Here is a 25,275-nt window from a genome sequence, read left to right as displayed (position 1 = left end):
TGCGTTTGCCAGATTGCGGCCGATCAGCCTCGTTGCACAAACACGCGGGACGTCCCGCCGACCGTTGGCCGCGGACTTGAGGCATCTGCATGCCCAATGAGAAAGTGTTGTGAAATCTTGACAACACCCGCCGACAAGGCCTTCTTGTCGAGCCACCAGCAGATTTTTCAGCAATTTAGTTGCAATAAAGAACTTCGGTAAGGTCTAATCTTTCTGTTCAACAACACGAAGACCATACCATGAGTTACGAGTTCAACAGTTCCGACACCCTCCTCAACGATTTCCCGAATCCCTTTAAGTTCGAAAACATCTTCATGTTCGCCACTGGCGCGGTCACGATGATCGGCGCCATTGGCGTCGTGATGACGGCAAAGCGTTACTTTGGTGCGCACGAGGACAAGCTGGCCTTCATGGCGCTGGTCCTGGCCGCCATCCTCCTGAGCGTGTCCGTGAAGACGCTGGTGCGCGCCCTGTCGCAGGCGCGCTTCTTCCTTGGGCGTAAATTCCCGCTGGGCCTGGCCGCCGAGCTGCCGGTGGCGGGTACCGGCGTCGGCCGCGGTACCGAAGACCTGCTCGACACCATGCGCCACCGCGCGATCGATTTCCCCGAACCGCAGGGCGCGCTCAACGGCGTGCTGTATTCGCTGGTCAAGAACCTGATCACTTCGCCGCCGCAGGTGCAGGCGGCAGCCGTACTGCACTTTCATTCGCTCATCGCAATGGGCGCGCTGCTGCTCTCGCTGGCCGTGTCTTACCTCGTCTTCTCGGGCAGCGAATACGAGGGACTCGCGTCCTGGCTCTACCTGCCGATGTGCGGCCTGTCGCTGCTGGCGCCCTTCACCCAGGCGAACCGCTGGAACCCGAAGGCGCAGGCCGGTGCCCAGACGGCCGGTGCCAACACCTCTCTGTGGAAGCTGGTCGGCCTGGTCGTGTTTTCGATCATGGCGCCGGTGCTGATTCCGCGCCTGCTGCCGGCGTTTGCGATCGTGCCGCTGTGGATCGCGCCGACCCTGCTGTTGCTCGGCTCGCTGGTCGCCTCGCTGCTGTTCTTCGGCGCCCTGCTGGCGCGCCTGGACAGCGCCGGCCACACCGGCGTCTCCTGCGAACAGACCACCATCGCCATGAACTGCGCGCCCGCGCAGCTGTGGACGGCAATCGGCCGCGACTTCCAGAGCGCCTGGGAGCGCGCCATTCCGAATCGTGCCTACGCCAACGTGCCGCCGGATGTCTCGGGCGGCGAACGCGGCTCGTTCAAGGGTTACATCGTCGAGGAAACCCAGCCGGTGCCCACCACCACGCTGCAGTTCCGCAGCTGGGGCGAAGCGTTTGCCCAGACCTCCTCGCGCCTGCTCGTGCTGCTCGGCGCATGGGGGACGTTCTGCGCCACCGCCGGCAGCATCGTCGCCTGGTACTACGCGGGCCAGTTCGCGCAGATGGAGCGCATGCAGATCACGCGCGTGCTGCTGGTCGTCGTCGCCTTGAGCCTGGTGACGGTGCTGAGCCACAAGATCGGCCACCTGCTGTGGTCGCGCATGCAGTTCAAGTCGCGCCTGTACTGGATCGAGACGGCGGGCACCTACCAGACTTCGCAGCTCAATATCGGTAACCAGTTCCATGGCCACACCCAGTCGAGCTCCACGCTCACCCGCATCGAGGACGCGACCCTGCGCGTCTGGGTGACGGATATCGTGTCGGTCGTCTTCGGCAAGGATGGCCAGCGCAGCATCATCGCCATGGCCACCGCCGACGGCGTCGCCAAGAGCATGGCCGAACGCCTGGTCGCCTTTGCCGCCGACCAGAGTTCGGTGGCCACGCCGACCTCGCAGCGCGACCTGGCCCGTGCCCAGTCGATCGGCATGCTCGACGCGGCCGTGCGCGGCGCCGCAGGCAGCGCCCAGGCGGCCGTCGCTGCCCCGGCCGCCGCCATGCCATTGGCCGGCAATGTGGCGCGCGAGCGCGGCAAGGTCAAGTTCTTCAGCGAGGACAAGGGATTCGGCTTCATCGTCGACGGCGAGGGCAAGGAATACTTCTTTAATGCGAACTATGTGCGCGGCGAGTTACCGAGCGCCGCCAGCGAAGTCGAGTTCGAGCCAGGCCAATCGGCAAAAGGACCGATCGCGAAGCACGTGCAGGTAATGGTCGCGGTGTAAGACCGGCGGCCGCATTTGCCAAAGCCACGCTGCCGCCAGGCGCGTGGCTTTTTTTCGGCCTCCGTGTCGGCCATCCATTGCAAGCGTGATGCCCCCAACACGCGATGGCGCTATGCTTGCGCTACGAACTCATCGTCTTTGGAGGATCCATGAAGCATGCATGGTGGCTTTGCCTGGGTGCGCTGGCCGTCGCAGTCGCGCCGCTGCGGGCACAGGAGGCGGCGCAGGGGCGCGCCGTCATCGCCGACCTGCCCCTGGTCAGCCTGCTGACCCATGTGCGTCCGCTGGCGCAGGATCCGCCCGCGCGCGGCCCGAAATGAACACGCCGCGACGGCCGCGGCGTGGATCGGGACAGGGCGGGCTCAGGCCCAGTGCCGATGCGCGTTGGCGTGGCGCTGTGTCACGATGACGACATAGCCGGCGAACATCGCCGCCACGTTCGTCGTCAGCGGATTGAAGGCTTCGGCCAGCAGCCCCGGCATCACGATCATCACGTCGAGCAGCAGTCCGAACAGCAGCAGCAACGCCGCATACACCGGCACCAGGCTGCCGCGCCAGGCCAGCAGCGCCACGCCCAGCACGATTTCCATCCCACCGGCCAGCGGCGACAGGACCGTGGGATCGACACCATGGATGCTCGTCAAGGCCGTCTCGATGGGGCTGAGCCAGAGGATTTTCGGTACCAGGCCGTGATAAATGAAGACAAAGGCGAGCACCGCGCGTGCCGCCAGATGGATGCGCCTCAGCAGTCTAGTGTCCACTCAAGTACCTTCCTGCGTGCTCAGGGTTGGGCAGCGCGCAATAGTCATATCTGCCGAACAGCCGGTAGCGGTTGCGCGCGATGCGGTCATAAAGCCAGTTGCGCAGCAGCCCCGGCACCACCCTGGCGAGCAGCGCCAGGCGCCAGGGCCAACCCAGCATGCGCATCACCAGCAGGAAGGCTTCGCTTTTTTCATAACAGGCACCGCCGTGCACGACCAGCATGGTGTCGTAATGGTCGAGCGGATAGCCGAAATGCGCCAGGATCGCCTGGCCTTCGCTGGACTGCACGCTCGCCAGCTTGAACCTGCGTTGCCGGTCGTGGCGGACGATGAAGTGGTTCCATGCATTGCACAGCTTGCATACGCCGTCGAACAGGATCAGGTTTTCCCCCTCCCGCAGATGCGGCACCTTGCTGTTGGCTTTCATATGGTCTCGATCGCTGGTTCTGCCGGCCAGTGTACGGCGAGTGTTGCACTGACGCAAGCACCCTTCTCTGCCAGGAAACAACAACGCCGCGTCGAGCGCGGCGTTGGGTCATCCTGGCGAGGTGGGCTAGGCCTTCTTGTTCAGCCGGCTATTGCGCATGCTGTACAGGAAGTAGGTCGCCACCGCGGCCGCCATCCAGATGAAGAATACGCGGTAGGTCGCCAGTGGCAAGTCCTTCATGATGTACAGGCAGGCGAGGATCGAGAGGCCCGGAATCACGTAGGGACCGAAAGGCACCTTGAACCCGTGTTCGGCATTCGGGCCCTGCTTGGCGCGGATGACCGGTACCGCGATCGAGACGACGATGAAGGCGGTCAGCGTTCCCATGCTGACCATGTCCCACAGGAAGGTCGAGTCGACCAGGCCGGCCACCAGGCCCACCACCAGGCAGACGATCAGCGTGTTGCTCACCGGTGCGCCGGTACGCGGATTCACTTTCTGGAAAGTCTTCGGGATCAGGCCGTCGCGGCTGATCGCGTACAGGATGCGGGTCTGGCCGTAGATCGTCACCAGGGTCACGGAGAACACGGAAACGACCGCGCCGGCCGACAGCACCAGCGCCGGCCAGGCTTTGCCGGTCACGTTCTGCAGGATCACCGACAGGCCGGCCTGCTGGCCTTCGAACAGGTGGGCAGGCTGCGCGCCCATGGCCGCCAGCGCGACCAGCAAATAGAAGGCGGTAACGATGACGAGGGCAGCCAGGATCCCGATCGGCACGTTGCGGCGCGGGTCCTTGACCTCTTCACCGGCGGTGGCGATGGTGTCCAGGCCGATGAAGGAGAAGAACACGGTACCGGCGGCGGCCGTCACGCCGGCCATGCCGGCGAAGCCCTTGCTGTTGTCGGTATTGAAGAAGGGCTGGAAGTTATTTGCGTCGAAACCGGTGAAGGCGATGACGGCGAAGAAGGCCAGGATCGCCAGCTTGATGACCACCATGATCGCGTTCATCGTGGCCGATTCCTTGGCGCCGCGCACCAGCATCACGCAGCACATCATCACCAGCAGTACCGGCGGCAGGTTGAAGTTGCCCGAGTGGACGCTCAGGTTGCTGTGGTCCGAGACGAACATCGGCGAGCGCAGGTGGGCCGGGATCTCCCAGCCGAAAGCGTTTTGCAGGAAGTTGTTCAGGTAATCGGACCAGCCGATGGCCACCGCACTGCCGGCCAGGCCATATTCCAGCAACAGGCAGGCGGCGACGATGAAGGCGGCGAATTCGCCGACGGTGGCGTAGGCGAACGAATAGGACGAGCCCGAGGCCGGCACGCGCCCCGCCAGTTCGGCGTAGCACAGCGCGGTCAGGCCGGCGGTCAATGCGGCGATCAGGAAGGACAGGATCACGGCCGGGCCGGCCTTGGGCACGGCTTCGACCATCGTGAAGAAGATGCCGGTGCCGACCGTGGCGCCGACGCCAATCATCGTCAGCGGGAACAGACCCAGCGAGCGGGTCAGGCCGCCGCCGTGGGCCTGGCTGTCCTCGTGCGCACGCTCAGCCGATTTGGTACGAAACAGCTTCTGGCCCAGTGTCAAATTCACGAAAGTGTCCTTTAGTCGCGCAAGTAAACAAGAAATGGCTGAGCAGGAAAACCCGCCAAAGTTCGCGATTATAGGGCCGTTCCGCTGTTGTTGAGAAAATAGTTTTTCGTAAAATATGCATTACTGATGCTAGTTTTCGCGTTAGAATAAAACTGTTCTTTCCAAACGACATCCAATGCGCCTGACCCGCTTTTCCGACATCGGCCTGCGCGTGCTGATCTACCTCGAGCGCGCCGGCGAACGCCCCCATCCGGTGACGGTGGCGGAGATCGCCAAGCAGTTCGATATTCCGCTGAACCACCTGGTGAAAGTGGTCGGCCACCTCGCCCGCGCCGGCTGGGTGCAGGCCACGCGCGGACGCAATGGCGGCCTGCGCATGGCGGCCGACCCGAGTACGCTGACGGTTGGCCAGGTATTGCGCGAACTCGAGGGCGATGACGAACTGGTCGACTGCGAAGCGGCGAAATGCGGCCTCAGCCTGGATTGCCAGCTGCGCGGCATCCTGAAGGCGGGCATGCGTGCCTTCTACCAGGAGATGGACCGCCACACGCTGGCCCATGTGACGGCCGGCGCCACGGGCGAGCAGATCGTCCGCATGCACCGGATGTTCTGGAGTGGAACAACCGCCGGCTCTGCCTGAACCGGCAAAGGATCGCTCGCGCTGCGGGCGTTTTTTTGAAGCTTAAAGTTGCATTCAAAATGCACCATATAAGGAACCTACCATGATTTCCGCCGCCTCCCGTCCGTATATCGATGCCAGCGTCCCTGTCCTGCGCGACCATGGAATGACGATCACCACCCTCTTCTACAAGAACATGTTGGGTGAGCATCCGGAATTGACGCGCCTGTTCAACATGGGCAACCAGGCGCGCGGCGCCCAGCAGCAGTCGCTGGCCTCGGCCGTGTTCGCCTACGCCGCCAATATCGGCACGCCGGAGGCGCTGGGACCCGTGGTGAAACGCATCGTCCACAAGCATGTGTCGGTCGGCATCCGCGCCGAGCACTATCCCATCGTCGGGCGCCACCTGCTGGGCGCCATCAAGACGACGCTGGGCGATGCGGCCACGCAGCCCCTGCTCGACGCCTGGGCCGAGGCCTATAACTCGCTGGCGAATTTGCTGATCGGCGCCGAGGCCGAGATGTACAGCACGGCCGGTGTCGAACCGGGCGAGACGCGGCCGATGCGCGTCACGGAAGTCAAACGCGAGAGCGACAACGTGCTGTCGGTGCGCTTCGTGCCGAATGACGACAAGCCGCTGCCGCCCTTCCAGGCCGGCCAGTACGTCAGCGTTGCCGTCGACCTGCCGGGCGGGCGCCACCAGCTGCGCCAGTACAGCCTGTCCGATGCGGCGGGCAAGGACAGCCTGCGCATCTCCGTCAAGCGCGAGGATGCGCTGGACCAGGTGCCGGCCGGCGAAGTCTCGAACTGGATCCATGACAACGTCACTGTCGGCAGCGTGCTGCAGGTGACCCATCCCTTCGGCGAATTCACGCCCGATACCGAGTCCGATGCGCCGATCGTGCTGCTGTCGGCGGGCGTCGGCATCACGCCGATGGTATCAAGCCTGAACCGCATCGCCATGGTGCACCCGCAGCGCCGGGTGATCTTCGCCCATGCCGCGCGCGACGCCCGCCATCACCCTTTGCGAAGCGACGTTGCCGCCGCCCAGGCCGTCATGCCGAACCTGCATGTGGCGACCTTTTACGAGGAAGCTGGCGACGCCGCGGGTGTGCTGGCGGGCCGCATGGACGTCACACGCCTGCCGGCCTGGGACCTCGCCACGACCGACGTCTGGCTGTGCGGCCCCTTGAAATTCATGCAGGCGCAGTGGCTGGCCTTGCTGAACGCGGGCGTCCCGGCCGAGCGCCTGCACCGCGAAGTGTTCGGGCCTGAGCTGCTGGATCATTTGCTGTAAACCATGCGCCGTCGACCACGGCTACGTGCACCCGTAGCGTAGGCGGGTCTCCCGCCTACGCGTTCAGCCAGATCTCGAAACCTCGCGTCAATGCTGGCGTGCTTTGAACGCTTGGACGGCACAGCCGTCCAGCTACCGCTGCCCCAGCCGCGTCTCCCCGAACAGCTTCTTGTACTGGTGCGGCTGCGAGCGCCAGTATTGCGGCGGCGCATCCACCTGGGCGCCCAGTTCGGCGGCGGCGTGCCAGGGCCAGCGCGGGTCGTACAGCATCGCGCGCGCCAGCGCCACCATGTCGGCCTGGCCCGATTGCAGGATGTGTTCGGCCTGCTGCGGCTCCGTGATCAGGCCGACGCCGATCGTCGGCATGCCCGTTTCGCGCTTGATGCGCTCGGCGAAAGCGATCTGGTAGCCGGCACCCACCGGAATCTTCTGCTGCGGCGACAAGCCACCGCTGGACACGTGCATGAAATGGCAGCCCAGCTTTTCCAGCTCCTGGGCAAAGCGGACGCTTTGTTCCACTTCCCATCCTCCTTCCACCCAGTCGGTGGCCGAAATGCGCATCCCGACCGACATCGACGAGGGCACCGCCGCGCGCACCGCGCTGAACACCTCGAGCGGGAAGCGCATGCGGTTTTCCAGCGAGCCGCCGTATTCGTCGCTGCGCGTGTTCGACAAGGGGGAAAGGAACTGGTGCATCAGGTAGCCGTGGGCGCCGTGCAGCTCGATCGCATCGAGCCCCAGCTCGCAGCTGCGCCGGGCCGCGTCCACAAAACCCTGCTTGATGCGCTGCAGGCCGGGCCGCATCCAGCGCCTCGGGCACAGTCTCGCCCTCGGCATGCGCCAGGCTTGAGGGTGCCACGGTCTGCCAGCCGCGCGGCTCATCCGGCTTGATGTTGGCGCCGCCCAGCCAGGGGCGCGGCACTCGAGGCCTTGCGGCCCGCATGCGCCAGCTGCACCGCGATCTTGATCGGGGAATGGCGGCGGATGGCGGCAATGACCGGCTTCAGGGCGTCGAGCTGGGAATCCTGCCACAGGCCCAGGTCGTCCGGCGAAATGCGGCCTTCGGGCGTGACGGCGGTGGCCTCGATGATCAGCAGCGAGGCGCCGGACAATGCCAGGCTGCCGAGGTGGATCATGTGCCAGTCGGTGGCGTGGCCTTCATCGGCCGAGTACTGGCACATGGGGGCGATGGCGATACGGTTGGACAGCGCGAGCGGTCCGAGTTGGTAGGGGGAAAACAGCAGGCTGCTCATGCGGCGACTCCGGTGCTTGTTCGAAGCGCAAAGTCTAGCGAACATGGCTCAATTGTGCAGGCGCAAGGGAAAACCCGGGCTCGCGCGTATATCGTAGGGTGGGCGCCCCGAGCCCACGCGGAGGCGTGCACAGTGGCGCGCTCAATCGAGGTAACTGCGCAGCGCCACCGGAGCTGGCGGCGTCACGACGCAGATGTCCGCGTGGGCACGGGGCGCCCACCCTACATAAAAAAGCCGCGATCACTCGCGGCTTTTTCGAAGACAAAACGCAGCTTATTCCACGCGCACCACCATCAAGCCGGCGCGCAATCCGACCCGCACATCCGGATTCGGAAACACCACCAGCTCCTCCTCATGGAACACCGTGTACACGGTATCCCCATCGGTGGCGATCACCTCGCCCCGCTTGAGCGAAGCGAAGTTCGGTGTCTCGCGCGAGAAGCCCATCTTGAAACCGTCGGACAGCTTGACTATCTCCTGCGCCACCTTGAACACATGCGGCTGGGTTTTCGCTTCCACCGGCACACCGCGCAGCAGGCCATCGAGCGCCGCGGACGAATCGGCGAACTGCGCCATGTTGTTCTGCCCCAGCGTGCCGACCCGACCCAGCTCCACGGTGCTGCCTGCCGCGCCATGGTGCTCCGCCGAATAATAGCTGTAGGTACCCGCCGACTTCGGGTTCATGACGAGCGCACCGATCGCCGCCTGCCCCAGCCAGTCGATCAGCGCGCGCTTGGCCCCCTCGGCGATCAGGTCCGGCACGATCGCGAACATCGGATAGTGCGAGGCGCGGATCGCCGTGTGCAGGTCGAGATGCCAGCGCACCGGCCCGGCGCCGGCAAAAAAAGCGTCGGTGGCGGCGATCAATTCATCGGCGCGCGCGCTTTCCGCGCTGCCCGCCAGCGCGCCCCGGTCCGGTTTGAACATGCGGTTCAAGTCGGCATCGAGGAAACGCTTGCCGGCGGCGATGGCATCGATGTTGCCGACGCAGAGCATCAGGTCAACGGCGAGGGCCTGCGGCTCGCGCGACAGGGCTTCGATCACGTGCGCGACCATTTCGATCGGCCCGGTCTCGTCGCCATGCACGCCAACCGACAGCAGCACAGCCGGCCGCGTCGCCGGCTGCACGCCCTTCACCGTCAGGATGCCCCTGGCGGGCAGCCCGACGACGAAGCCGGCGTCCGTGAAGCGCTGCGCGACCTGGCCGAAATCGGCTTCGGCCAGCGCGCGCACCGCGTCAGCTACCACGGGGGTCGAGGGTGCGCTCATTGCCTCAGGCAGCCAGGCGTTCTGGGTTCGAGCCTTCCGACAGCGACCAGACGTCCAGCATTGCCTGTTCGAGGTCGGTGGCCGGCGCGTAGCCGGTCAAGCCCATGTCCGTGGTCACCGTATCGACTGCCGCCAGCGCATCGCCGCTGCCGGCACGCTCGATCACCTGCAACAGCAGGCGCTGCTGGGTGCGGCGCAGTGCCTGCATCGCGTAGTTGCGCAGCTGTTCCTGCGACTTGCTCTGCGGCGGCAATTTGAGGCCGCGTTCCAGCGTGTCGATGCCGGCTTTTTCACGCAGCGCCATGCCGACCTGCAGGAACTGGGCCAGCGACATGCCCGCTGGACGATGTACCGACACGGCGGCGAACAGGAAGGTGGCCAGCGACTCGATGGTTTCGACCGCCTTCCAGGCCTGCACGAAGCCCGCGTTCAGGCCGGCGTAGCCGTCGGCTTCCGTCTTGGCCGGCATCAGCTGGCGCAGCTGCTCGCCGTTGGCGAACAAGGAGGACAACTCATCCATTCCGTCCGTGCCCTGCGGCAGCGACAACACGCCTTCGATCACGGCGCGCAGCAGCGCACGGGTGCGCGCATCGACCGCCACCGACACGTCACGCGGCACCTTCAGCGCGTCGGCGTCGAGCGCGTCGAATACCGGCGCCAGGTTCAGCGCGGACCAGGCACGGCCCCAGGCTTTCACGACTTCGGCTTCGTCGACGCGGTGTTCGGCGGCCAGGTCGCGAATCATCAGCGGACCGCAGCGGTTGACCGCCTCGTTGGTCAGCACGGTGGCCAGGATGGCATTGGCCAGCGGGTGGTCGAGCGGATCGCGGGTCGCGACCAGCTGCGCCGGGAAGTAAGGACGCAGTACGGTATCGGCCCATGGCTCGTCCGTCAGCGGCAGCGCGGCCAGGATGCGCTTGAAGCGGTTCTTGACGTTGGCAACCACCACCGCCAGTTCCGGCGTGGTCAGGCCGGCGCCCAGCGCTTTGCGGCGCTGCAGTTCGGTGTCGAGCGGCAGCTGTTCCAGTTCGCGCGAGACGGCGCCTTCCGATTCCAGGCTGGTGATCAGGGCGGCGTAGCTGTCGACGATCGCGCCGTTGCTCTGCGCCTGCGCTTCGCGGGTCAAGAGGTGGGTCTGCTGCGTGTTGTCGCGCAGGACCAGCTTCTCGACGTCGCCGGTCATGTCGTTCAGGATGCTGTTACGCTGGCTTTCCGGCAGCTTGCCGGCGCTGACTTCGGTATCGAGCCAGATCTTGATGTTGACTTCGTGGTCCGAGCAGTCCACGCCCGCCGAGTTGTCGATGGCATCGGTGAAGATGCGGCCGCCGGCAAGGGCGAACTCGATGCGGCCGGCCTGGGTCGCGCCCAGGTTGCCGCCTTCGGCGACCACCTTGCAGCGCAGTTCGTTGCCGTTGACGCGGATGCGGTCGTTGGCACGGTCCTTCACCTGCGCGTGGGTCTCGTTCGAGGACTTGATGTAGGTACCGATGCCGCCGTTGTAGAACAGGTCGACCGGCGCCAGCAGGATGCGGTGCATCAGCTCTTCCGGCGCCAGCGAGGTTTCCTCGATGTCGAGGGCAGCACGTACCTGCGGGGTCAGCTCGATCGAACGGGCCGAGCGTGGGTACACGCCGCCGCCCTGCGAGATCAGCGATTTATCGTAGTCTTCCCACGAGGAACGTGGCAGCGCGAACATGCGCTGGCGCTCCTTGAACGAGACTTCGACGTCCGGGGTCGGATCGAGGAAGATGTGGCGGTGGTCGAATGCGGCCAGCACCTTCAGCTGGCGCGACAGCAGCACGCCGTTGCCGAACACGTCACCCGACATGTCGCCCACGCCGACCATGGTGATCGGGGTCGTGCTCATGTCGTGGCCGATCTCGTAGAAGTGGCGCTTGACCGCTTCGAAGGCGCCCTTCGCGGTGATGCCCATCTTCTTGTGGTCGTAACCGTTCGAGCCGCCCGACGCGAACGCGTCGCCCAGCCAGAAGCCGCGCTGGACGGCGATGCTGTTGGCGATGTCGGAGAAGGTTGCGGTGCCCTTGTCGGCAGCCACCACGAGATACGGGTCGTTCTGGTCGTAGCGCACGGTCGATTCCGGTGCCACGATGTCGCCGCGCACGCGGTTGTCGGTCACTTCCAGCAGGCTGGCGATGAACAGGCGGTAGACTGCTTCGCCTTCGGCCGCCACGACTTCACGGGCGGCGTCCTTCGGCATTTGCTTGCAGACGAAACCGCCCTTCGAGCCGGCCGGCACGATGACGGCGTTCTTGACCATCTGCGCCTTCACCAGTCCCAGCACTTCGGTACGGTAGTCTTCCATGCGGTCCGACCAGCGCAGGCCGCCGCGGGCGACCGGGCCGCCGCGCAGGTGCACGCCTTCGAAGCGGCGCGAGAACACGTAGATCTCTCGGTACGGACGCGGTTCCGGTGCCAGCGCCAGGTTGCTGGTGTCGAACTTGAAGATGATCTTCTCGCCGCCGTTCTGGAAGTAGTTGGTGCGCACGGTGGCCAGGGCCAGGTCGACCAGGGCCGCCATGATTTCCTCGGTGTCGGCGTGGTTCACGCTCGACAGGGCCGGCGCGCAGCGAGGCCAGCTTGGCGCTGCCCGCGGCGCGTTCCGACTCAGCGAGTGCCGGGTTGAAGCGCTGCAGGAAAGCGGTGACGAACTCCTTGACCAGTGCCGGCTGGGCGCGCAGGGTCTCGGCCATGTAGCGCACCGAGAACTTCGAGCCAAGCTGGCGCCAGTAGCTGATGTAGGCACGCACCAGCTGTACTTCGCGCATCGACAGGCCGCCTTCGATCGACAGGCCGTTCATGCGGCCGTCTTCGGCTTCGCCATTGAACAGGGCTGCGAACAGCTCTTCGGCGACATTGACGATGCCGGGTTTCGCCAGCTTGGCGGCCGATTCGGCATCGACTGCCAGTGCGGTCACGTAGTGGCGGGCGCCATCGGCGGTGGTGATCTTGTAGGTCTGCTCGCGGTCGATGGCGACGCCGGCGTTATGCAGGGCCGGCAGGATGCGCGACAGCGGCGGCACGGTGTCGCCCGAGTACAGGCGCACCGAAGCGCCTCCTGCGTCGCCGGCTTCGATACGGACCGACACGTGGTCTGGCTGGCCGTTCTTCATGACGGCCTGCAGGTCGCGGAAGGCAACCGACGGTTCCGTCGCGGTGATGTAGTTCACGGGCAGCGTTGCGACCAGCTTGCGCAGGCTGCTGCGCAGAGCCGGATCCTGCACGTCGTCGTTGGTCAGCGCGGCGAAGCGGTCATGCCAGTCGTCCATTACCGACAGCAGCGGACGCTGGATATCGGTTTCCAGGTCGAGCGGGTTGCGTGCGCCATGGGCGATCAGGTAGACGCGGGCCAGCGGGCCGTCGGCGACCATGGTCTGCTGGCGCACGTCATGCGCGCCCGAGCTTTCCTTCAGGGCCTGCGCCAGCGAGGCCGCCACCGCGGCGCTGTAGCGCTCGCGCGGCAGGTAGACCAGCACGTTCAGGTGACGCCCGTAGACGTCGCGGCGGGCGAAGACTTTCGCGCGCGGCTGCTTGTACAGCGAGACGACCGAGCTGCAGACTTGCGCCAGCCATTCCGGATCGGCTTCCAGCGCTTCGGTGCGCGGCAGCGATTCCGGATCTCGAGGAATTTCTCGGCACGGAAGCCTTCCTGGCGCACACCGGCCAGGGAGAGGACTTTCGCCACACGGCCGCGCGCGAACGGCAGGCGCGCCAGCGGGTCGCCGTGGCGGCGCGGCTGAACAGGCCGACGAAGCAGTGTTCGCCGAGGATGTTGCCTTGCGCGTCGGTGTTACGCACGCCGATGAAGTCGAGCGGCTGGTCGCGGTGCAGCGTGCCTTCGACGTCGGCCTTGACGATCGACAGGGTCTCGGCACGTGCCGAGAGGGTATTGAGTTCGCCGGGGATGTTGGCCAGGCAGGTGCCGTAGACCGGGTGCGAGGTGTCCTTCAGCACGCCGATGCGGCTCGGCACGTCGCGTGCCAGTTCGTTCTGGCCCGGCTGCACGACATAGTAGGCGTAGCCGAACGGCTCGAAACCTTCGTTCTTGGCCCATTCGAGGAAGGCGGCCACTTCCTGGCCGGCCGGGCTACCGTTGGCGGCGGCCGCGGCGGCCACCTCGGTCAGGCGGTCGCCCATGGTGACGGCATCGCGGTGCACGACGGCGGCGTCGTTGGCGACCATGCGGATGCGCGCGGTCAGCTTGTCGAGTTCTTCGAAGCTCGGCTCGTCGTTGAGCAGCACCAGCACATAGGATTCGAGCGGGGCGCCGGCATCGCCGACGCTGGTGACGACGCCGCTGGCGTCACGCTGGACCGGCAGCACGGCGTTCATCACGCCGGCGGCGCTGACGCGCTCCTTGCGCAGGGAACCATGACGAAAGAGTCGACCAGGTAAGGCATGTCTTCGTTCAGGATCAGCAGTGCCGTGTCCTTGTTGCCCTTGGCGTCCACATACTGCAGTTGCGCGATCTGGCAGCCAGGCACGGTGCGCCTGGCCGCTTGCGTGAAGCCTTCCCACAGCACGGGCGCCAGCGATTGCGGCGCGGTACCGGCCAGGTCTTCTTCGTCGAGCGAGCCGAGCCAGGCGCTGATCAGCGCGCGTACCTGGTCGGATGCGCCGCCGGCTGGCTGCTGCTGGTTGCTGACCAGGGCCAGGGTCTGGGTACGCAAATCTTGCGACATGTCGTTCATTGTTGCTTCTCCAAAAGCGAATGTTGTCGCCTGTTCGCGCTACGGCTTGTGGCTCTGCGCGGACCGGCGTTTGGTGGACAGGGTTGTCCCGTCCAGGTCTCTCGGCTTCCTTGTCCCGGAAGCGTGTTTCGTTATCAAGGCGGCGCTTATGCGTGCCGCGTTAAGTGTTCCTTGCTGCTGGCGGCGCGTTCACGTGCCGCGTTATCTCTGTTTTGCTGCCGTACCGCGTGGGCTCAAGAGCCCACCCTACGAAACGCGCGGCGCTACGCGTGCCGCGTTGACTCTGTTCTGCTGCCGTACCGCGTGGAGTCAGGAGCCTCGGCGCCATCACAAAAATCATACAGCCCGGCGACCGTAGGGTGGGCTCTTGAGCCCACGCTGTGTCACCGTTCGAACATCGGCGCCATCACGAAAAATCGTACAAGCCCGGCAGACCCAAAATGCCCTCCAGCGCCTGCAGCGCCGTCATGCACTCGATCGCCAGCTGCGGATCCGCCAGGTCCTTCGGCTCCACATGATCGCGATAATGCTTCTCGACCCAGGCCACCAGCTGCGCATAGAGCGCGTCGTTCATGATCACGCCGCCGTGCAGGCTGGCCGCCTGTTCGTCGGTCAGCGCCACGCGCAGGCGCAGGCAGGCGGGGCCGCCGCCGTTGCGCATGCTCTGGCGCAGGTCGAATTCGAGCAGTTCGTCGATCGGCCCGCCGCTTGCCACCAGCCCCGCCAGGTAGTTCGCGACCGCCGGGTTCTCGCGGCATTCGTGCGGTACCAGCAGCGCCATCCTGCCGTTCGGCTTGGACAGCAGCTGGCTGTTGAACAGGTAGCTGGCCACCGCATCGGCCACCGGCACCATGCCGCCGTCGACGCGCACCGGCACCAGGTCGACCTCGACACCGGCGACAGACCGGCGCAGCGCCTCGAGCGTTGCCGCCTCGTCCGCAAAGGCCTGCTCATGATAGAACAGGACGTTGCCGTTGCCGACTGCGATCACGTCGTTGTGGAACACGCCCTGGTCGATCACGTCCGGGTTCTGCGCCGCGAACACGGTACGGGCCGGATCCAGCCATGCAGGCGCGCGACGGCCTGCGAGGCTTCCAGGGTCTGGCGTGCCGGGTATTTTTTCGGGAACGGTGCCGACGGGTCGAACTCGACGCGACCATACACGAAGAACTCGACGCCTGGCGCACCGTGGTCGGCCGCGAAGCGGTGTGGTTCGCCGCGCCCTCGTCGCCGAAAGCCGGCGTTGGCGGCAGCGGGTCGTGCACCACGAAGTGGTCGTGGTTCGCAAAAATCGCGCGCAGCGTGCGCGTGGCCTGCACATGCTCTTCCGAGCGGTGCAGCTTGTTGTTCAGGTTAGCGGCGGTGAAGTGCACGCGGCCGTCGCGGGTGTCGGCGGACGGGCTGACGGTGGCCGCATTGGCGGTCCACATGGGCGCGGCCGACCAGGCGCAGGACAGGATCACCGGCGCTTCGCGCCAGGCTTGCGCCAGCACGTCGGCGTCGGTGCCCGAGAAGCCGAGCTGGCGCAGCAGGCGGAAGTTCGGACGCGCCTGCGGCGGCATCACGGCCTGCGCAAAACCGCGCGCGGCCAGGTCGCGCATCTTGGCCAGGCCCTGCAGCGCGGCCAGTTTCGGGTTCGAGGCGCTGCGCACATTGCTGAACGAGGCGACGTTGCCGAACGAGAGGCCGGCGTAGTTGTGGGAAGGCCCTACCAGGCCATCGAAGTTGTATTCGCGAGCGTTACGCATAATCAGAAGGAGAGGCCCGGCGACAGCTTGGCCGGCATTTCGAGTTCAGCCGTCTCGATCGAGGCGACCGGGTAGGCGCAGTAGTCCGCGGCATAGTAGGCGCTCGGACGGTGGTTGCCGGACTTGCCGACGCCACCGAACGGTGCCGAGCTGGCCGCGCCCGTGGTCGGGCGATTCCAGTTGACGATGCCGGCGCGCGCACGCACGGCAAAGCGCTTCCACAGCTCTTCCGACGGCGACAGCAGCGCCGCGGCCAGGCCGAATTCGGTGGCATTCGCGGCGCACGGCGGCGTCGAAATCGCTTACGCGGATGATCTGCAGCAGCGGGCCGAACCACTCTTCGTCGGGAATGCCTTGCGCGTCGGTGACGTCGACGATGCCGGCCGTGACGAAGCCGGCGTTCGGGTCGAGCTGGCGCATCTGCAGCAGCACCTTGCCACCCTTGGCTGCCATGTCGAGCTGGGCCTGCACCAGGCGCGCGGCCACGGCGCTTGACACAACAGGGCCCATGAAGGGCTGCGGCTCGGCGTTCGAGGCGCCCACCTGCAGTTTGGAAGCCACGTCCACCAGGCGGTCGATGAATTTGCGGCCCTGCTCGTTGTCCTGCACCACCAGGCGGCGTGCGCAGGTGCAGCGCTGGCCGGCCGAAATGAAGGCCGACATCACGGCGTGGTGCACGGCCGCGTCGATGTCTTTCGGGTTGTCGTTCAGGTTCCAGACCACCAGCGGGTTGTTACCGCCCATTTCCAGCGCCAGCATCTTGCCCGGCTGGCCGCCGAACTGCTTATGCAGGGCGGCGCCGGTCTGGCTGCTGCCGGTGAAGAGCACGCCGTCGATCAGGTCATTCTGGCCGAGGGCGATCCCGGTGTTGCGGCCGCCATTGACCAGGTTCAGCACGCCCTTCGGCAGGCCGGCCTGTTCCCACAGCTGCACCGTTTTCACGGCGGTGCGCGGCGCGTATTCGCTCGGCTTGAAGACGACCGTGTTCCCGGCGATCAGAGCCGGCACGATGTGACCGTTCGGCAGGTGGCCGGGGAAGTTATATGGACCGAACACGGCGAACACGCCATGCGGACGGTGGCGCAGCACGGCGTTGCCGTCGGCGACCCTGGCGGCCGTCTCGCCGGTACGCGCGCCGTAGGACTGGACGGAGATGTCGATTTTATTCGCCATGGTCGTCGCTTCGGTACGCGCTTCCCACAAAGGCTTGCCCACTTCCTCGGCGATGATGGCGGCCAGCTCCTCGCCGTGTTCCTTCAGCAGGTCGCGAAAGCGCGTGGCGATGGCGATGCGCTCTTCCAGTGGGCGCAGCGCCCAGGATTCGAAGGCGTCGCGCGCGGCTTCGGCGGCGCGCTGCACATCCTCCGCAGTGGATTCGTTGCTGGTCCAGGTCTGGCGGCCGGTGGACGGGTCGACGGTAACCAGCTCAGCGCCACTGCCAGCAAGCCATTCGCCATTGATGTAGTTCGACAGGTTAGCCATTGTTCTTCCTTACGTTGAGTGACAGCGTGCGCACCGGGTCGCCCGCCTGAACATGCAGCAGCGCCAGTTCCTGCGCCGACAGCGCGATGTCGGCGCCGTCGGTCGTGGTCTGGGCCAGCACCATCCGGAAATCGTCCAGCTTCGTGTTCGACACCAGCAGGCATTCGGTTTCGCCTTCCGGGCGGGCCTCAAGGGCCACGCGCAGCACGCTGTCGCGCACACCGCGCAGCTCGGCCACGCGGCCCTGCAGCACCGGGCCGGCGTCGAAGATGTCGACATAGCCCTCGTAGTGCATGCCTTCCTGCTCGAGGAGCTTACGCGCCGGCAGTGTCGAGCGGTGCACCTGGCCGATCACTTCGCGCGCCGACTGCGGCAGGTAGTCCACGTACAGCGGCTGGCGCGGCATCAGTTCGGCGATGAAGGATTTCTTGCCGATCGCGGTGAGGCCGTCGACGTGATCGAAATCCATCTTGAAGAAGTGGCGGCCCAGGCCTTCGTAGAAGGGGCTGGTGCCGTCGTCGGTCAGGTAACCGCGCATCTCGGCGATGATCTTCTCGGTGAACAGCTGCTGGAACTGGGCGATGAACAGAAAACGGCTTTTCGACAGCCACTTGCCGTTGTAGCCGGTACGGTAGTCCGGCTGCAGGAACAGCGAGCACAGTTCGGACGCCCCGGTCAGGTCGTTCGACAGGTACAGCGTCTCCATGCGCGTAAACACGTTCAGTTCGCGGCTGGAGTGCACCAGGGTGCCGATGCGGTAGTTGTAGAACGGTTCGGTCAGGCCGACAGCGCTCTTGATGGCGCACACCCCGGCCAGCTTGCCGTTGGCGGTGTCTTCCATCACGAACATGTAGTCGCGCTTCTCCGGCGAAATCGCTTCGTGGAAGGAGGCGACGGCGCATTCGACGCGGTCGCCCAGCATCTTGCGGTCGGGCTTGAGGGTGGTCATGCCGCTGCCGACCTGGGTCGCCATGTCGATCAGGGCGTCGAGGTCGGAGGCTTGAATGGAACGAATGACGAACATGGTGCCTCTTTCAGATTCTGACGCAGATGACGGAGTCGCCGGCGCGCACACCGAGCGCCTCCTGCGCTTCGCGCGGCAGGAAGACGACGTCGGAGGTATCGACCGGCGGACAGGCGACCGTGATGGCGCGGAAGCGTTCGGCATTGGTGGCAACCGCATAGGTGACCAGGTTGTCGCCAGGCGTTGCAGGCGCATCCTCGACACGGCGCTGTTGCGAGCCGCAGAACGAGCGCAGCGACAGTTTATGCGCCGCCAGGATCGGGCCGCCGTCGAAGATGTCGACATATTCGTCCGCTTCGAAGCCCTCGGCGGTGAGCAGGTCGAATGCCAGTTGGCCGCTCGGGTGGATCTGGCCCATCGCCGCCTGGGCATCGCCCGGCAGCAGCGGCACGTAGACCGGATAGTGCGGCATCAGCTCGACGATCATGGTGCGATTGCGCGCACCACCGATGACGCGTTCGGCGTCGAGGAAATCCATCTTGAAGAACTTGCGCCCCAGAGCATTCCAGAACGGCGACTGGCCTTCGCTGTCGGTCACGCCGGCCAGCGGCACGAAGAAGCGGTCGCCGAAGCGGTGCGGCGCCAGCACCGCGTACAGCAGGGCGCGCGCGACAGCAGCGCGGCCTCGATGCCGGCGCGTTCGTGCTCGCGCAGGTGGAAGCCGGCCAGCTGCGAGCAGGCGGTCAGCTCCGAGCACAGCGTCAGCGCATGGACGCTGTGGCAGATGTTCAGGTCGCGCGAGACCTGCTGGATGACGTCGTTGCGGAACGCGAAATACGTGCCGTTCGAGCCGGCCGAGGCGTGCACCGCTGCGGTGCCGAGGACTTCGCCGCTCGCGGTGTCTTCCAGCACGAACAGGTAGGACTCCTCGCTCGGAATGTCTACCTGGGCGGCGAACGAGGCCATCGAGCGCTCGACGAAAGCGGCGATGGTATCGCGGGTGCGCGGCAGCGTGTGCACGCCGGGCGTCATCACGGCGGCCAGGGACTCCAGCGCGCCGACATCCGTTAGTTCTACCGGACGGACTACATACATGGGAACTCCTATCACTGCGACACCTTGCTACGAACGAAGCACGGCCCGCATCGAGGTGCGGGCCGCTCTGGCGGGACGACTGGCCGGTGGATCAGGCGGCGGCCAGGAACTCGTCGACCGCGGCGCGCAGGATGCGGTCCGCTTCCATGATCTGCTCGTCGGAGACGATCAGCGCCGGTGCCATGCGGATCACATCCGGGCCGGCGATCAGCAACATCATGCCCATCTTCTCGGCGATCTTGGTGATGTCCTTGGCGCGGCCTTTAAAACCTTCGGCCAGCGGCAGGCCGATGAGCAAGCCCTGGCCGCGCGCCTTGCCGAACAGCTGCGGGTAGTCGGCGCTCAGCTTTTCCAGGTTGGCGAAGATCTTGCTGCTCGCTTCCTTGACGCGTGCCAGGAAAGCCGGCTGGTTGATCATCCCGACCACGTTCAGTGCGACGGTGGCCGCCAGCGGGTTGCCGCCGTAGGTGGTGCCGTGCGAGCCGACGTTGAAGTGCTGGGCGATCTCATTGGTCGTCAGCATGGCGCCGATCGGATAGCCGTTGCCCAGTGCCTTGGCGCTGGTGAGGATGTCCGGGGTGACGCCGGTGTCCATGTAGGCATAGAAGGCGCCGGTGCGGCCGACACCCGACTGCACTTCGTCGAAAATCAGCAGGGCGCCGGTCTTGTCGCAGAATTCGCGCAGGGCTTTCAGGTAGTCCTTGTTGCCCGGGATGACACCGCCCTCGCCCTGGATCGGCTCGACGATCACAGCGGCGACGTCGTCGCCAATCGCAGTGCGCGCCGCTTCGATGTCGTTGTACGGGATGTGGTTGATTTCCTGCGGCAGCGGCTCGAAGCCTTCGGTGTACTTCGGCTGGCCGCCGACCGAGACGGTGAACAGCGTGCGGCCGTGGAAGGACGACAGGCAGGAAATGATGCGCGATTTATGGGCACCGAATTTGGTGTGCGCGTATTTACGGGCCAGCTTCAGGGCCGCTTCGTTCGCTTCCGCGCCCGAGTTGCAGAAGAAGGCGCGGTCGGCGAAGGTCGCTTCGGTCAGGGCCGTGGCCAGGCGCAGCACCGGCTCGTTGGTGTAGCCGTTGCCGAGGTGCCAGAGGGTGTTGATCTGCTTCGTCAGCGCGTCGACCAGCACCGGGTGGGCGTGACCCAGGCTGGAAACGGCGATGCCGGAGGTGAAATCGAGATAATGCTTGCCGTCCTGGTCCCACACATCCAGGCCCGATGCGCGCACCGGCACCATGGCTGCCGGGGCGTAGGTCGGGACGAGGACTTCGTCGAAGGTCTGGCGAGTGACAGGCCGCGTGGTGACACCAGTTTCCAACTTTGCATTCATCTCTTTTTCCTCATCCGGTGAGAGTGACAGGCGCACCAGGACACGGGCGCCGAACCTGATCATTATAGGAAGGCGGTCTGTCAACTTCTTACATAAGTGCGACGGGGATTTTCATTTTTGGCCGAGGCAAAAAGCGGCAACAAAACCCCGCGATCGGGCGTTCCTGGTGCAAACTGCGTCAACAGTCGGCAATACGCAGCCAAGATCGCGCTATCGTGCGGATCTGGAGGAAGCCAACAGGTAAACGGAGAGAACATGATCACCCTGTACCATTGCATCGCCGCGCGCTCGTTCCGGGTGCTCTGGACACTTGAAGAGCTCGGCCTTCCCTACGGGCTGAACATGCTCCCCTTCCCGCCGCGCGTCCACGACCGGGCCTACCTGGAAATCAACCCGCTGGGAACGGTGCCGGCATTCTTCGATGGCGAGCTGCGGATGACGGAATCGGCGGCGATCTGCCACTACCTGGCCGAGCGCTACGGACCGGCATCGATGACGGTGGCGCGCGAGGAGCCTGACTACGGTCCTTTTCTCAACTGGCTGCACTTCGGCGAAGCGACCCTGACCTTCCCGCAAACCCTGATCCTGCGCTACGCGCGCTTCGAGCCGCCCGGGCGCCGCAACGCCCAGGTCGCGGAAGACTACACGCGCTGGTTCCTGTCGCGGCTGCGCAATCTGGAAGCGCCGCTGAGCACGCAAGATTACCTGTGCATGGGACGCTTCACGGTCGCCGACATCTCCGTCGGCTATGCCTTGCTGCTGGCCGAATACCTGGGATTGCGGCCGCAATTCTCCGCCGTCGTGGATCGTTACCTGGAGCGGCTGAAGGCGCGTCCGGCCTTCGCACGTGCCTGCGCGGCGGAACGCGAGGCGGCCGCGGCACAAGGCGTCAGCCTGACGCCGGCGCCCGCCATGCCAACCCAGGCTCCGTGACACGTTCCGCTGCTGAGTCACGTAAAATGATGCGTATTGACACAATGGGAGCGGCTCTTGACGAGTAACGGAACATGCCATTGCGGCGCGATCGCGTATGCCTTCGATGGCGACCCGGTCCAGGTATTGAACTGCCATTGCACGATGTGCCGGACGATGAACGGCGGCGCGTTTTCCACTTATGTCGTGATTCCCTCGCAGACCCTGCGCTTCATACGTGGCGAGGCAGACCTGGGTGCCTATACCGTCACCGAGCGCACCTCGAAGCATTTCTGCCCTCATTGCGCCACGCCCCTGTTCAATGCCAATCCCACGACCTATCCGGGTTTGCGCATGCTCTACCTGGGCACCCTGCGCGACGCGGCGCAGCTGCGCCCTGCCATCAACATCTATTGCGACAGCAAGCTGGCGTGGACCGACAATATCGCGGACATGAGGAATGTTGCAGAGGGGCCGCGCCGGGGCCAAGCCGCGTCGCCAGCGTCAGGGGCAAGCTGACAAGCGCGTGCTCCCTTCCCGGGCGGTTGGGTAAGATTATGCATCTTTTGCCAACCTCGCTAATCCATGTCCGCTACTTCCCCTGCCCTGCGCCACGTCGTCCTGTTCGCCTTCAAGCCGGAAGCCTCCCCTGAACAGGTCGACGCCATCGTGTCCGGTTTCGGCAAGCTCCCGGGTGCCATTCCCGGCATCGTCTCCTACGAATGGGGTACGAACGTCAGCCCGGAAGGCCTGAACGACGGTTTTACCCACTGCTTCACGCTGACGTTTGCGAACAACGAGGACCGCGATGGCTATCTGGTCCATCCGGCGCACGAGGCGTTTGTCGGTACGCTGGGCGCTGTGCTGGCGCGCTCGCTGGTGATCGATTACTGGGCGCAGTAAGTCACTCGGCCAGGCGCCGCTGCCGCTCTTCCCGAGGGGTGTTGCCAAACAGCGCCCCAAAGGCCGTCGAAAAGTGCGAGCCCGACGAAAAGCCGCACATCAGCCCCACCTGCACGATCGAGTGATTCGTATCGAGCAGTAGCTGTCTCGCCCGTTGCAGGCGCAGTTCCAGGTAGTAGCGTGAGGGCAGCGTGCCGAGGTATTGCTTGAAGAGGCGCTCGAGCTGGCGCCGCGAGACGCCGGCCAGCTGGGCGATTTCGTCGGTCGACAGCGGCTCCTCGATGTTCGCTTCCATCAGCGTCACCGCTTCCGTCAGCTTCGGCTGCAGGGTGCCGAAGCGCGCCTGCAGGGCCACGCGCTGGCGCTCTTCGCGGCCGCGCACGCGGTCGACGCACAGCAATTCCTTTACCGGCGCCTGCACGCCGGCTCCAAAATGATCTCGATCAGGGTCAGCGCGAAATCGATGCTGGCAGCGCCGCCGCAGCAGGTCAGTCGGTCGCCGTCGATGTCGTACAGGTGCGGGGTGAACACTGCCTGGTCGGCACGGCTGTCGGCATCCGCATACAGCGACCAAGGCAGCGCGGTGCGCGCGCCATTCAGGGCGCCCGCCTCGGCCAGCCACAGCACGCCAGCACCGACCCCGCCCCAGAAGGGTGCGGCGCGGCAGCGTGCGACCGGGCGCGGAAGTTGGCAGGGGTTAAGCCGGCTTGCGCTTCGTCGGCGGCCAGCAGCACCCGGTGCCAGTGGCGCTGGCTGTCGCCCGTGAATTTATCGGGGCTGCGCACATCGACGTGCAGGCGTTCCGGGCCGAGGATCTTCGCGGCCATGCGCAGCGGCTGCACCAGACCGGACCAGGTCAGCGTGTCCGGCTCGCCGGCGTTCACCAGCAGGACGCGCAGCGGCCTTTCCTGGGCCAGGAGGGACAGGTCATGCGGCATCGGTTAAGCGGGGCAAGATCATCACTCGGGAGCGAGCGCGGCGGCGGGCCGGCTTTCGGAGTTCCATTGACTGACTATCATACCGGAGATCAACAACAAGCCGCCGAGCCAGCCGCGCAGGCTCAAGGCTTCGCCCAGCCAGAAGTAGCCGAAGAATGCGGCGGCGGCCGGCTCGAAGGCGTAGACGACGGCCGCTTCGTTGGCCGAGGTGCGCGACTGGCCCCAGGTCTGCAGCGAGATGATGGCGGCGGTAGCGACCACGCCCGTGTAGGCGAAGTTCCAGCCGTGCTGGCCAATGCCGGCCACCACGCCGTCCAGCCAGGCGGTGCGGTCACGGCGTCGCCCGGTAGTTCGCGCGCCAGCAGCCACAGCAGTGCGCACAGGGCGACAGTGCCGATCTGGCTGGCGGTCACGCTCAGCAGGCGAGTCGCGTTGCGGGTGCGCACTTCCATCGCCTTGATGTACACGCCGAAGCACAGGGCGCTCATCAGGGCGAGCGAATCGCCCGTGCTCCAGGCGCCGCCGTCCCAGCACAGGGCGGCCAGGCCCGCGATCGACATGACGAGTGCCAGCACGATGCGGCGCTCCGGCAGGCGTCCGCCCAGCACGCCGAGCAGCGGCACCACCAGCACGTTCAGGCCGCAGATGAAGGCGTTGCGGTTGGACGTCGTCAGCGCCAGGCCCTCGACCTGGAACACGAAGCAGAAGAACAGCAATACGCCCAGCAGCATGCCCGAGCGCAGGTCGGCCAGGCGCGCGCGCCACAGGAAGGGAGAGAGCAGCAGCGCCGCCAGCGCGAAGCGCACCAGGATGATCCACACGGCCGAGAAATGGCCCGTCAAATCCTTCATGGCGGGGAAGGTGGTACCCCAGACGAGGGTGACGACGAGCAGGGCAAGGATGCCGTGGAGGTGGCGGGTCATGTGGTGGATCGGCAAAAACGCGTATGGTACGCCGCTCGGCCGTAAAAGGCGAACGGCGGCGCCCTTCCCTCTGCTGGAGACAATGAGACAACGATGGCATATTGTTAAGCGCCGCCAGGGCTGCCGGCGGCTATAATCGCTGTTCATGGGGGAACGATATCTAAAGAGCGTCCGTTTGCTGGCCGAGTGCCTGCAGGGCTTCGAGCGGTTCACGGGCGAATCGGTGCGGCAATACGGCCTGACGCACCCGCAGTTCGACATCATCGCCACGCTGGGCAATACGCCTGGAATGAGTTACAAGGAACTGGGCGAGCGCACCCTGATCACAAAGGGAACGCTGACGGGCGTCATCGAACGCCTCGAACAGAAGGGCCTGGTCGTACGCGCACGCAGCAGTGACGACAAGCGCTCCTTCCATGTCAGCCTGACGCCTGCCGGCGAGGCCGTCTTCCGGGAGGTGTTCCCGCAGGTGGTGGCGCATGGCAAGCAGCTGTTTGTGGACTGTAGCGACACCGAGTTCGACGAGATGGATGAGGTCCTGAGGAAGCTGCGCGAGCGCATAGTCCGGGCCGGGCGTCCTGCCCCCTTATCACCACAACAAAAGGAACAATCTTGAAAACGACCCTTCTCGCAGGCAAAAAGCCCGCCCATTTCGACAAGCACATCATCGGCAACATCCTGCTCGATGTGGCGCCGGAAGAAGAAGTGCGCCAGGAAGAAATGCTGATTGGCGTGCGCAACGAGGCCGGCGAAATCTATCGCCTCATCGGTGCCACGAAGCTCAACAGCTTCATGAATGCCGTCGAAGAGCTGTTCGACCTGGGCCTCGTCGACGAACTGCAGGACACGGAAGAACCGAAAGACGGCTGCGACGCGATCTTCAGCGAAGCATGAAG

16 protein-coding genes and 7 pseudogenes are annotated in these 25,275 nt (G+C 65.4%); 9 read left to right on the top strand and 14 right to left on the bottom strand.

All coding sequences use genetic code 11. The features are described from left to right. Positions 1-239 precede the first annotated feature (239 nt). Both G4G28_RS02025 and G4G28_RS02020 read left to right on the top strand, forming a co-directional pair. Entirely contained in the window at positions 240-2,150 is a 1,911-nt protein-coding gene (locus G4G28_RS02025) for a cold shock domain-containing protein (RefSeq protein WP_182990663.1), read from the top strand. Positions 2,151-2,299: 149 nt separating this feature from the next. Beyond that, complete coding sequence (locus G4G28_RS02020; protein WP_183107978.1) at positions 2,300-2,470, top strand: hypothetical protein; 171 nt, start codon at positions 2,300-2,302, stop codon at positions 2,468-2,470. Positions 2,471-2,512: 42 nt separating this feature from the next. On the opposite strand, the gene G4G28_RS02015 is transcribed toward G4G28_RS02020, so the two are convergent. The 3 genes from G4G28_RS02015 to G4G28_RS02005 all read right to left on the bottom strand — a co-directional run bounded on the left by G4G28_RS02015 (position 2,513) and on the right by G4G28_RS02005 (position 4,931). After that, positions 2,513-2,911, bottom strand: coding sequence for a DoxX-like family protein (locus G4G28_RS02015; RefSeq protein WP_182990662.1), 399 nt, complete (start codon positions 2,909-2,911; stop codon positions 2,513-2,515). Next, a complete protein-coding gene (locus G4G28_RS02010; protein WP_182990661.1) occupies positions 2,901-3,338 on the bottom strand; it encodes a thiol-disulfide oxidoreductase DCC family protein in 438 nt (145 codons plus the stop codon). The genes G4G28_RS02015 and G4G28_RS02010 overlap by 11 nt, the downstream gene beginning before the upstream one ends. 126 nt (positions 3,339-3,464) lie before the next feature. Beyond that, positions 3,465-4,931, bottom strand: coding sequence for an APC family permease (locus G4G28_RS02005; RefSeq protein ID WP_182990660.1), 1,467 nt, complete (start codon positions 4,929-4,931; stop codon positions 3,465-3,467). Positions 4,932-5,106: 175 nt separating this feature from the next. On the opposite strand from G4G28_RS02005, the gene G4G28_RS02000 reads away from it, so the two are divergent. Both G4G28_RS02000 and G4G28_RS01995 read left to right on the top strand, forming a co-directional pair. After that, positions 5,107-5,571 carry an Rrf2 family transcriptional regulator gene (locus G4G28_RS02000; RefSeq protein ID WP_182990659.1) on the top strand — a complete coding sequence of 155 codons (465 nt, stop codon included), beginning with the start codon at positions 5,107-5,109 and terminating at the stop codon, positions 5,569-5,571. A gap of 82 nt (positions 5,572-5,653) precedes the next feature. After that, positions 5,654-6,847 carry a globin domain-containing protein gene (locus G4G28_RS01995; RefSeq protein WP_182990658.1) on the top strand — a complete coding sequence of 398 codons (1,194 nt, stop codon included), beginning with the start codon at positions 5,654-5,656 and terminating at the stop codon, positions 6,845-6,847. A gap of 132 nt (positions 6,848-6,979) precedes the next feature. Here the strand turns inward: G4G28_RS01995 and G4G28_RS01990 are convergent. The 8 genes and pseudogenes from G4G28_RS01990 to astC form a co-directional block, all read right to left on the bottom strand. Continuing rightward, positions 6,980-8,100: pseudogene (locus G4G28_RS01990) on the bottom strand (NADH:flavin oxidoreductase/NADH oxidase). Positions 8,101-8,373: 273 nt separating this feature from the next. After that, entirely contained in the window at positions 8,374-9,369 is a 996-nt protein-coding gene (locus tag G4G28_RS01985; protein ID WP_182990656.1) for a succinylglutamate desuccinylase, read from the bottom strand. Between the two features lie 4 nt (positions 9,370-9,373). Then, a pseudogene (locus G4G28_RS01980) lies at positions 9,374-14,078 on the bottom strand (NAD-glutamate dehydrogenase domain-containing protein). A gap of 406 nt (positions 14,079-14,484) precedes the next feature. Then, positions 14,485-15,826, bottom strand: a pseudogene (gene astB, locus G4G28_RS01975) (N-succinylarginine dihydrolase). A gap of 2 nt (positions 15,827-15,828) precedes the next feature. After that, a pseudogene (gene astD / locus G4G28_RS01970) lies at positions 15,829-17,308 on the bottom strand (succinylglutamate-semialdehyde dehydrogenase). Beyond that, the gene (gene astA / locus G4G28_RS01965) at positions 17,301-18,332 is read right to left on the bottom strand and encodes an arginine N-succinyltransferase (protein ID WP_182990653.1); all 1,032 of its coding nucleotides are present in this window, start codon (positions 18,330-18,332) and stop codon (positions 17,301-17,303) included. Before astA ends, astD begins: the two are co-directional and overlap by 8 nt. A 10-nt stretch (positions 18,333-18,342) precedes the next feature. After that, a pseudogene (locus tag G4G28_RS01960) lies at positions 18,343-19,367 on the bottom strand (arginine N-succinyltransferase). Positions 19,368-19,458: 91 nt separating this feature from the next. Then, entirely contained in the window at positions 19,459-20,703 is a 1,245-nt protein-coding gene (gene astC / locus G4G28_RS01955) for an acetylornithine/succinylornithine family transaminase (RefSeq protein WP_182990651.1), read from the bottom strand. Between the two features lie 255 nt (positions 20,704-20,958). Between astC and G4G28_RS01950 the strand changes: the two genes are divergently transcribed. The 3 genes from G4G28_RS01950 (at position 20,959) to G4G28_RS01940 (ending at position 22,518) form a co-directional block, all read left to right on the top strand. Continuing rightward, entirely contained in the window at positions 20,959-21,636 is a 678-nt protein-coding gene (locus G4G28_RS01950; protein ID WP_182990650.1) for a glutathione S-transferase family protein, read from the top strand. Positions 21,637-21,693: 57 nt separating this feature from the next. After that, a complete protein-coding gene (locus G4G28_RS01945) occupies positions 21,694-22,134 on the top strand; it encodes a GFA family protein (protein WP_182990649.1) in 441 nt (146 codons plus the stop codon). Between the two features lie 66 nt (positions 22,135-22,200). Further along, positions 22,201-22,518 (top strand): Dabb family protein, encoded by a 318-nt coding sequence (locus G4G28_RS01940; protein WP_182990648.1) that lies wholly within the window; start codon positions 22,201-22,203, stop codon positions 22,516-22,518. 1 nt (position 22,519) lies between these two features. Here G4G28_RS01940 and G4G28_RS01935 read toward each other — a convergent pair. From G4G28_RS01935 to G4G28_RS25055, 3 genes and pseudogenes are all read right to left on the bottom strand, one after another. After that, positions 22,520-23,456 (bottom strand): annotated as a pseudogene (locus G4G28_RS01935) (GlxA family transcriptional regulator). A 21-nt stretch (positions 23,457-23,477) separates the two neighbouring features. After that, complete coding sequence (locus tag G4G28_RS25060) at positions 23,478-23,717, bottom strand: EamA family transporter (protein ID WP_229507851.1); 240 nt, start codon at positions 23,715-23,717, stop codon at positions 23,478-23,480. 335 nt (positions 23,718-24,052) lie between these two features. After that, positions 24,053-24,307: pseudogene (locus G4G28_RS25055) on the bottom strand (multidrug DMT transporter permease); the annotation flags it as partial. Between the two features lie 217 nt (positions 24,308-24,524). On the opposite strand from G4G28_RS25055, the gene G4G28_RS01925 reads away from it, so the two are divergent. Together G4G28_RS01925 and G4G28_RS01920 are read left to right on the top strand one after the other, a co-directional pair. Then, positions 24,525-24,995, top strand: coding sequence for a MarR family winged helix-turn-helix transcriptional regulator (locus tag G4G28_RS01925; protein ID WP_182990646.1), 471 nt, complete (start codon positions 24,525-24,527; stop codon positions 24,993-24,995). Further along, positions 24,992-25,273 carry a hypothetical protein gene (locus G4G28_RS01920; RefSeq protein WP_182990645.1) on the top strand — a complete coding sequence of 94 codons (282 nt, stop codon included), beginning with the start codon at positions 24,992-24,994 and terminating at the stop codon, positions 25,271-25,273. The genes G4G28_RS01925 and G4G28_RS01920 overlap by 4 nt, the downstream gene beginning before the upstream one ends. Positions 25,274-25,275: the final 2 nt, after the last annotated feature.

Source organism: Massilia sp. Dwa41.01b (assembly GCF_014171775.1).
GTDB lineage: Bacteria > Pseudomonadota > Gammaproteobacteria > Burkholderiales > Burkholderiaceae_D > Telluria.
Note: the sequence above shows the minus strand (reverse complement) of the source record. Positions and strands in the feature narration are given on the sequence as shown.

Coding starts and splice junctions, on each gene's coding strand:
- G4G28_RS02025 (WP_182990663.1), top strand. CDS start 240: ATGAGTTACGAGTTCAACAGTTCCGACACCCTCCTCAACGATTTCCCG.
- G4G28_RS02020 (WP_183107978.1), top strand. CDS start 2,300: ATGAAGCATGCATGGTGGCTTTGCCTGGGTGCGCTGGCCGTCGCAGTC.
- G4G28_RS02010 (WP_182990661.1), bottom strand. CDS start 3,338: ATGAAAGCCAACAGCAAGGTGCCGCATCTGCGGGAGGGGGAAAACCTG.
- G4G28_RS02000 (WP_182990659.1), top strand. CDS start 5,107: ATGCGCCTGACCCGCTTTTCCGACATCGGCCTGCGCGTGCTGATCTAC.
- G4G28_RS01995 (WP_182990658.1), top strand. CDS start 5,654: ATGATTTCCGCCGCCTCCCGTCCGTATATCGATGCCAGCGTCCCTGTC.
- G4G28_RS01985 (WP_182990656.1), bottom strand. CDS start 9,369: ATGAGCGCACCCTCGACCCCCGTGGTAGCTGACGCGGTGCGCGCGCTG.
- astA (WP_182990653.1), bottom strand. CDS start 18,332: ATGTTCGTCATTCGTTCCATTCAAGCCTCCGACCTCGACGCCCTGATC.
- astC (WP_182990651.1), bottom strand. CDS start 20,703: ATGAATGCAAAGTTGGAAACTGGTGTCACCACGCGGCCTGTCACTCGC.
- G4G28_RS01950 (WP_182990650.1), top strand. CDS start 20,959: ATGATCACCCTGTACCATTGCATCGCCGCGCGCTCGTTCCGGGTGCTC.
- G4G28_RS01940 (WP_182990648.1), top strand. CDS start 22,201: ATGTCCGCTACTTCCCCTGCCCTGCGCCACGTCGTCCTGTTCGCCTTC.
- G4G28_RS01925 (WP_182990646.1), top strand. CDS start 24,525: ATGGGGGAACGATATCTAAAGAGCGTCCGTTTGCTGGCCGAGTGCCTG.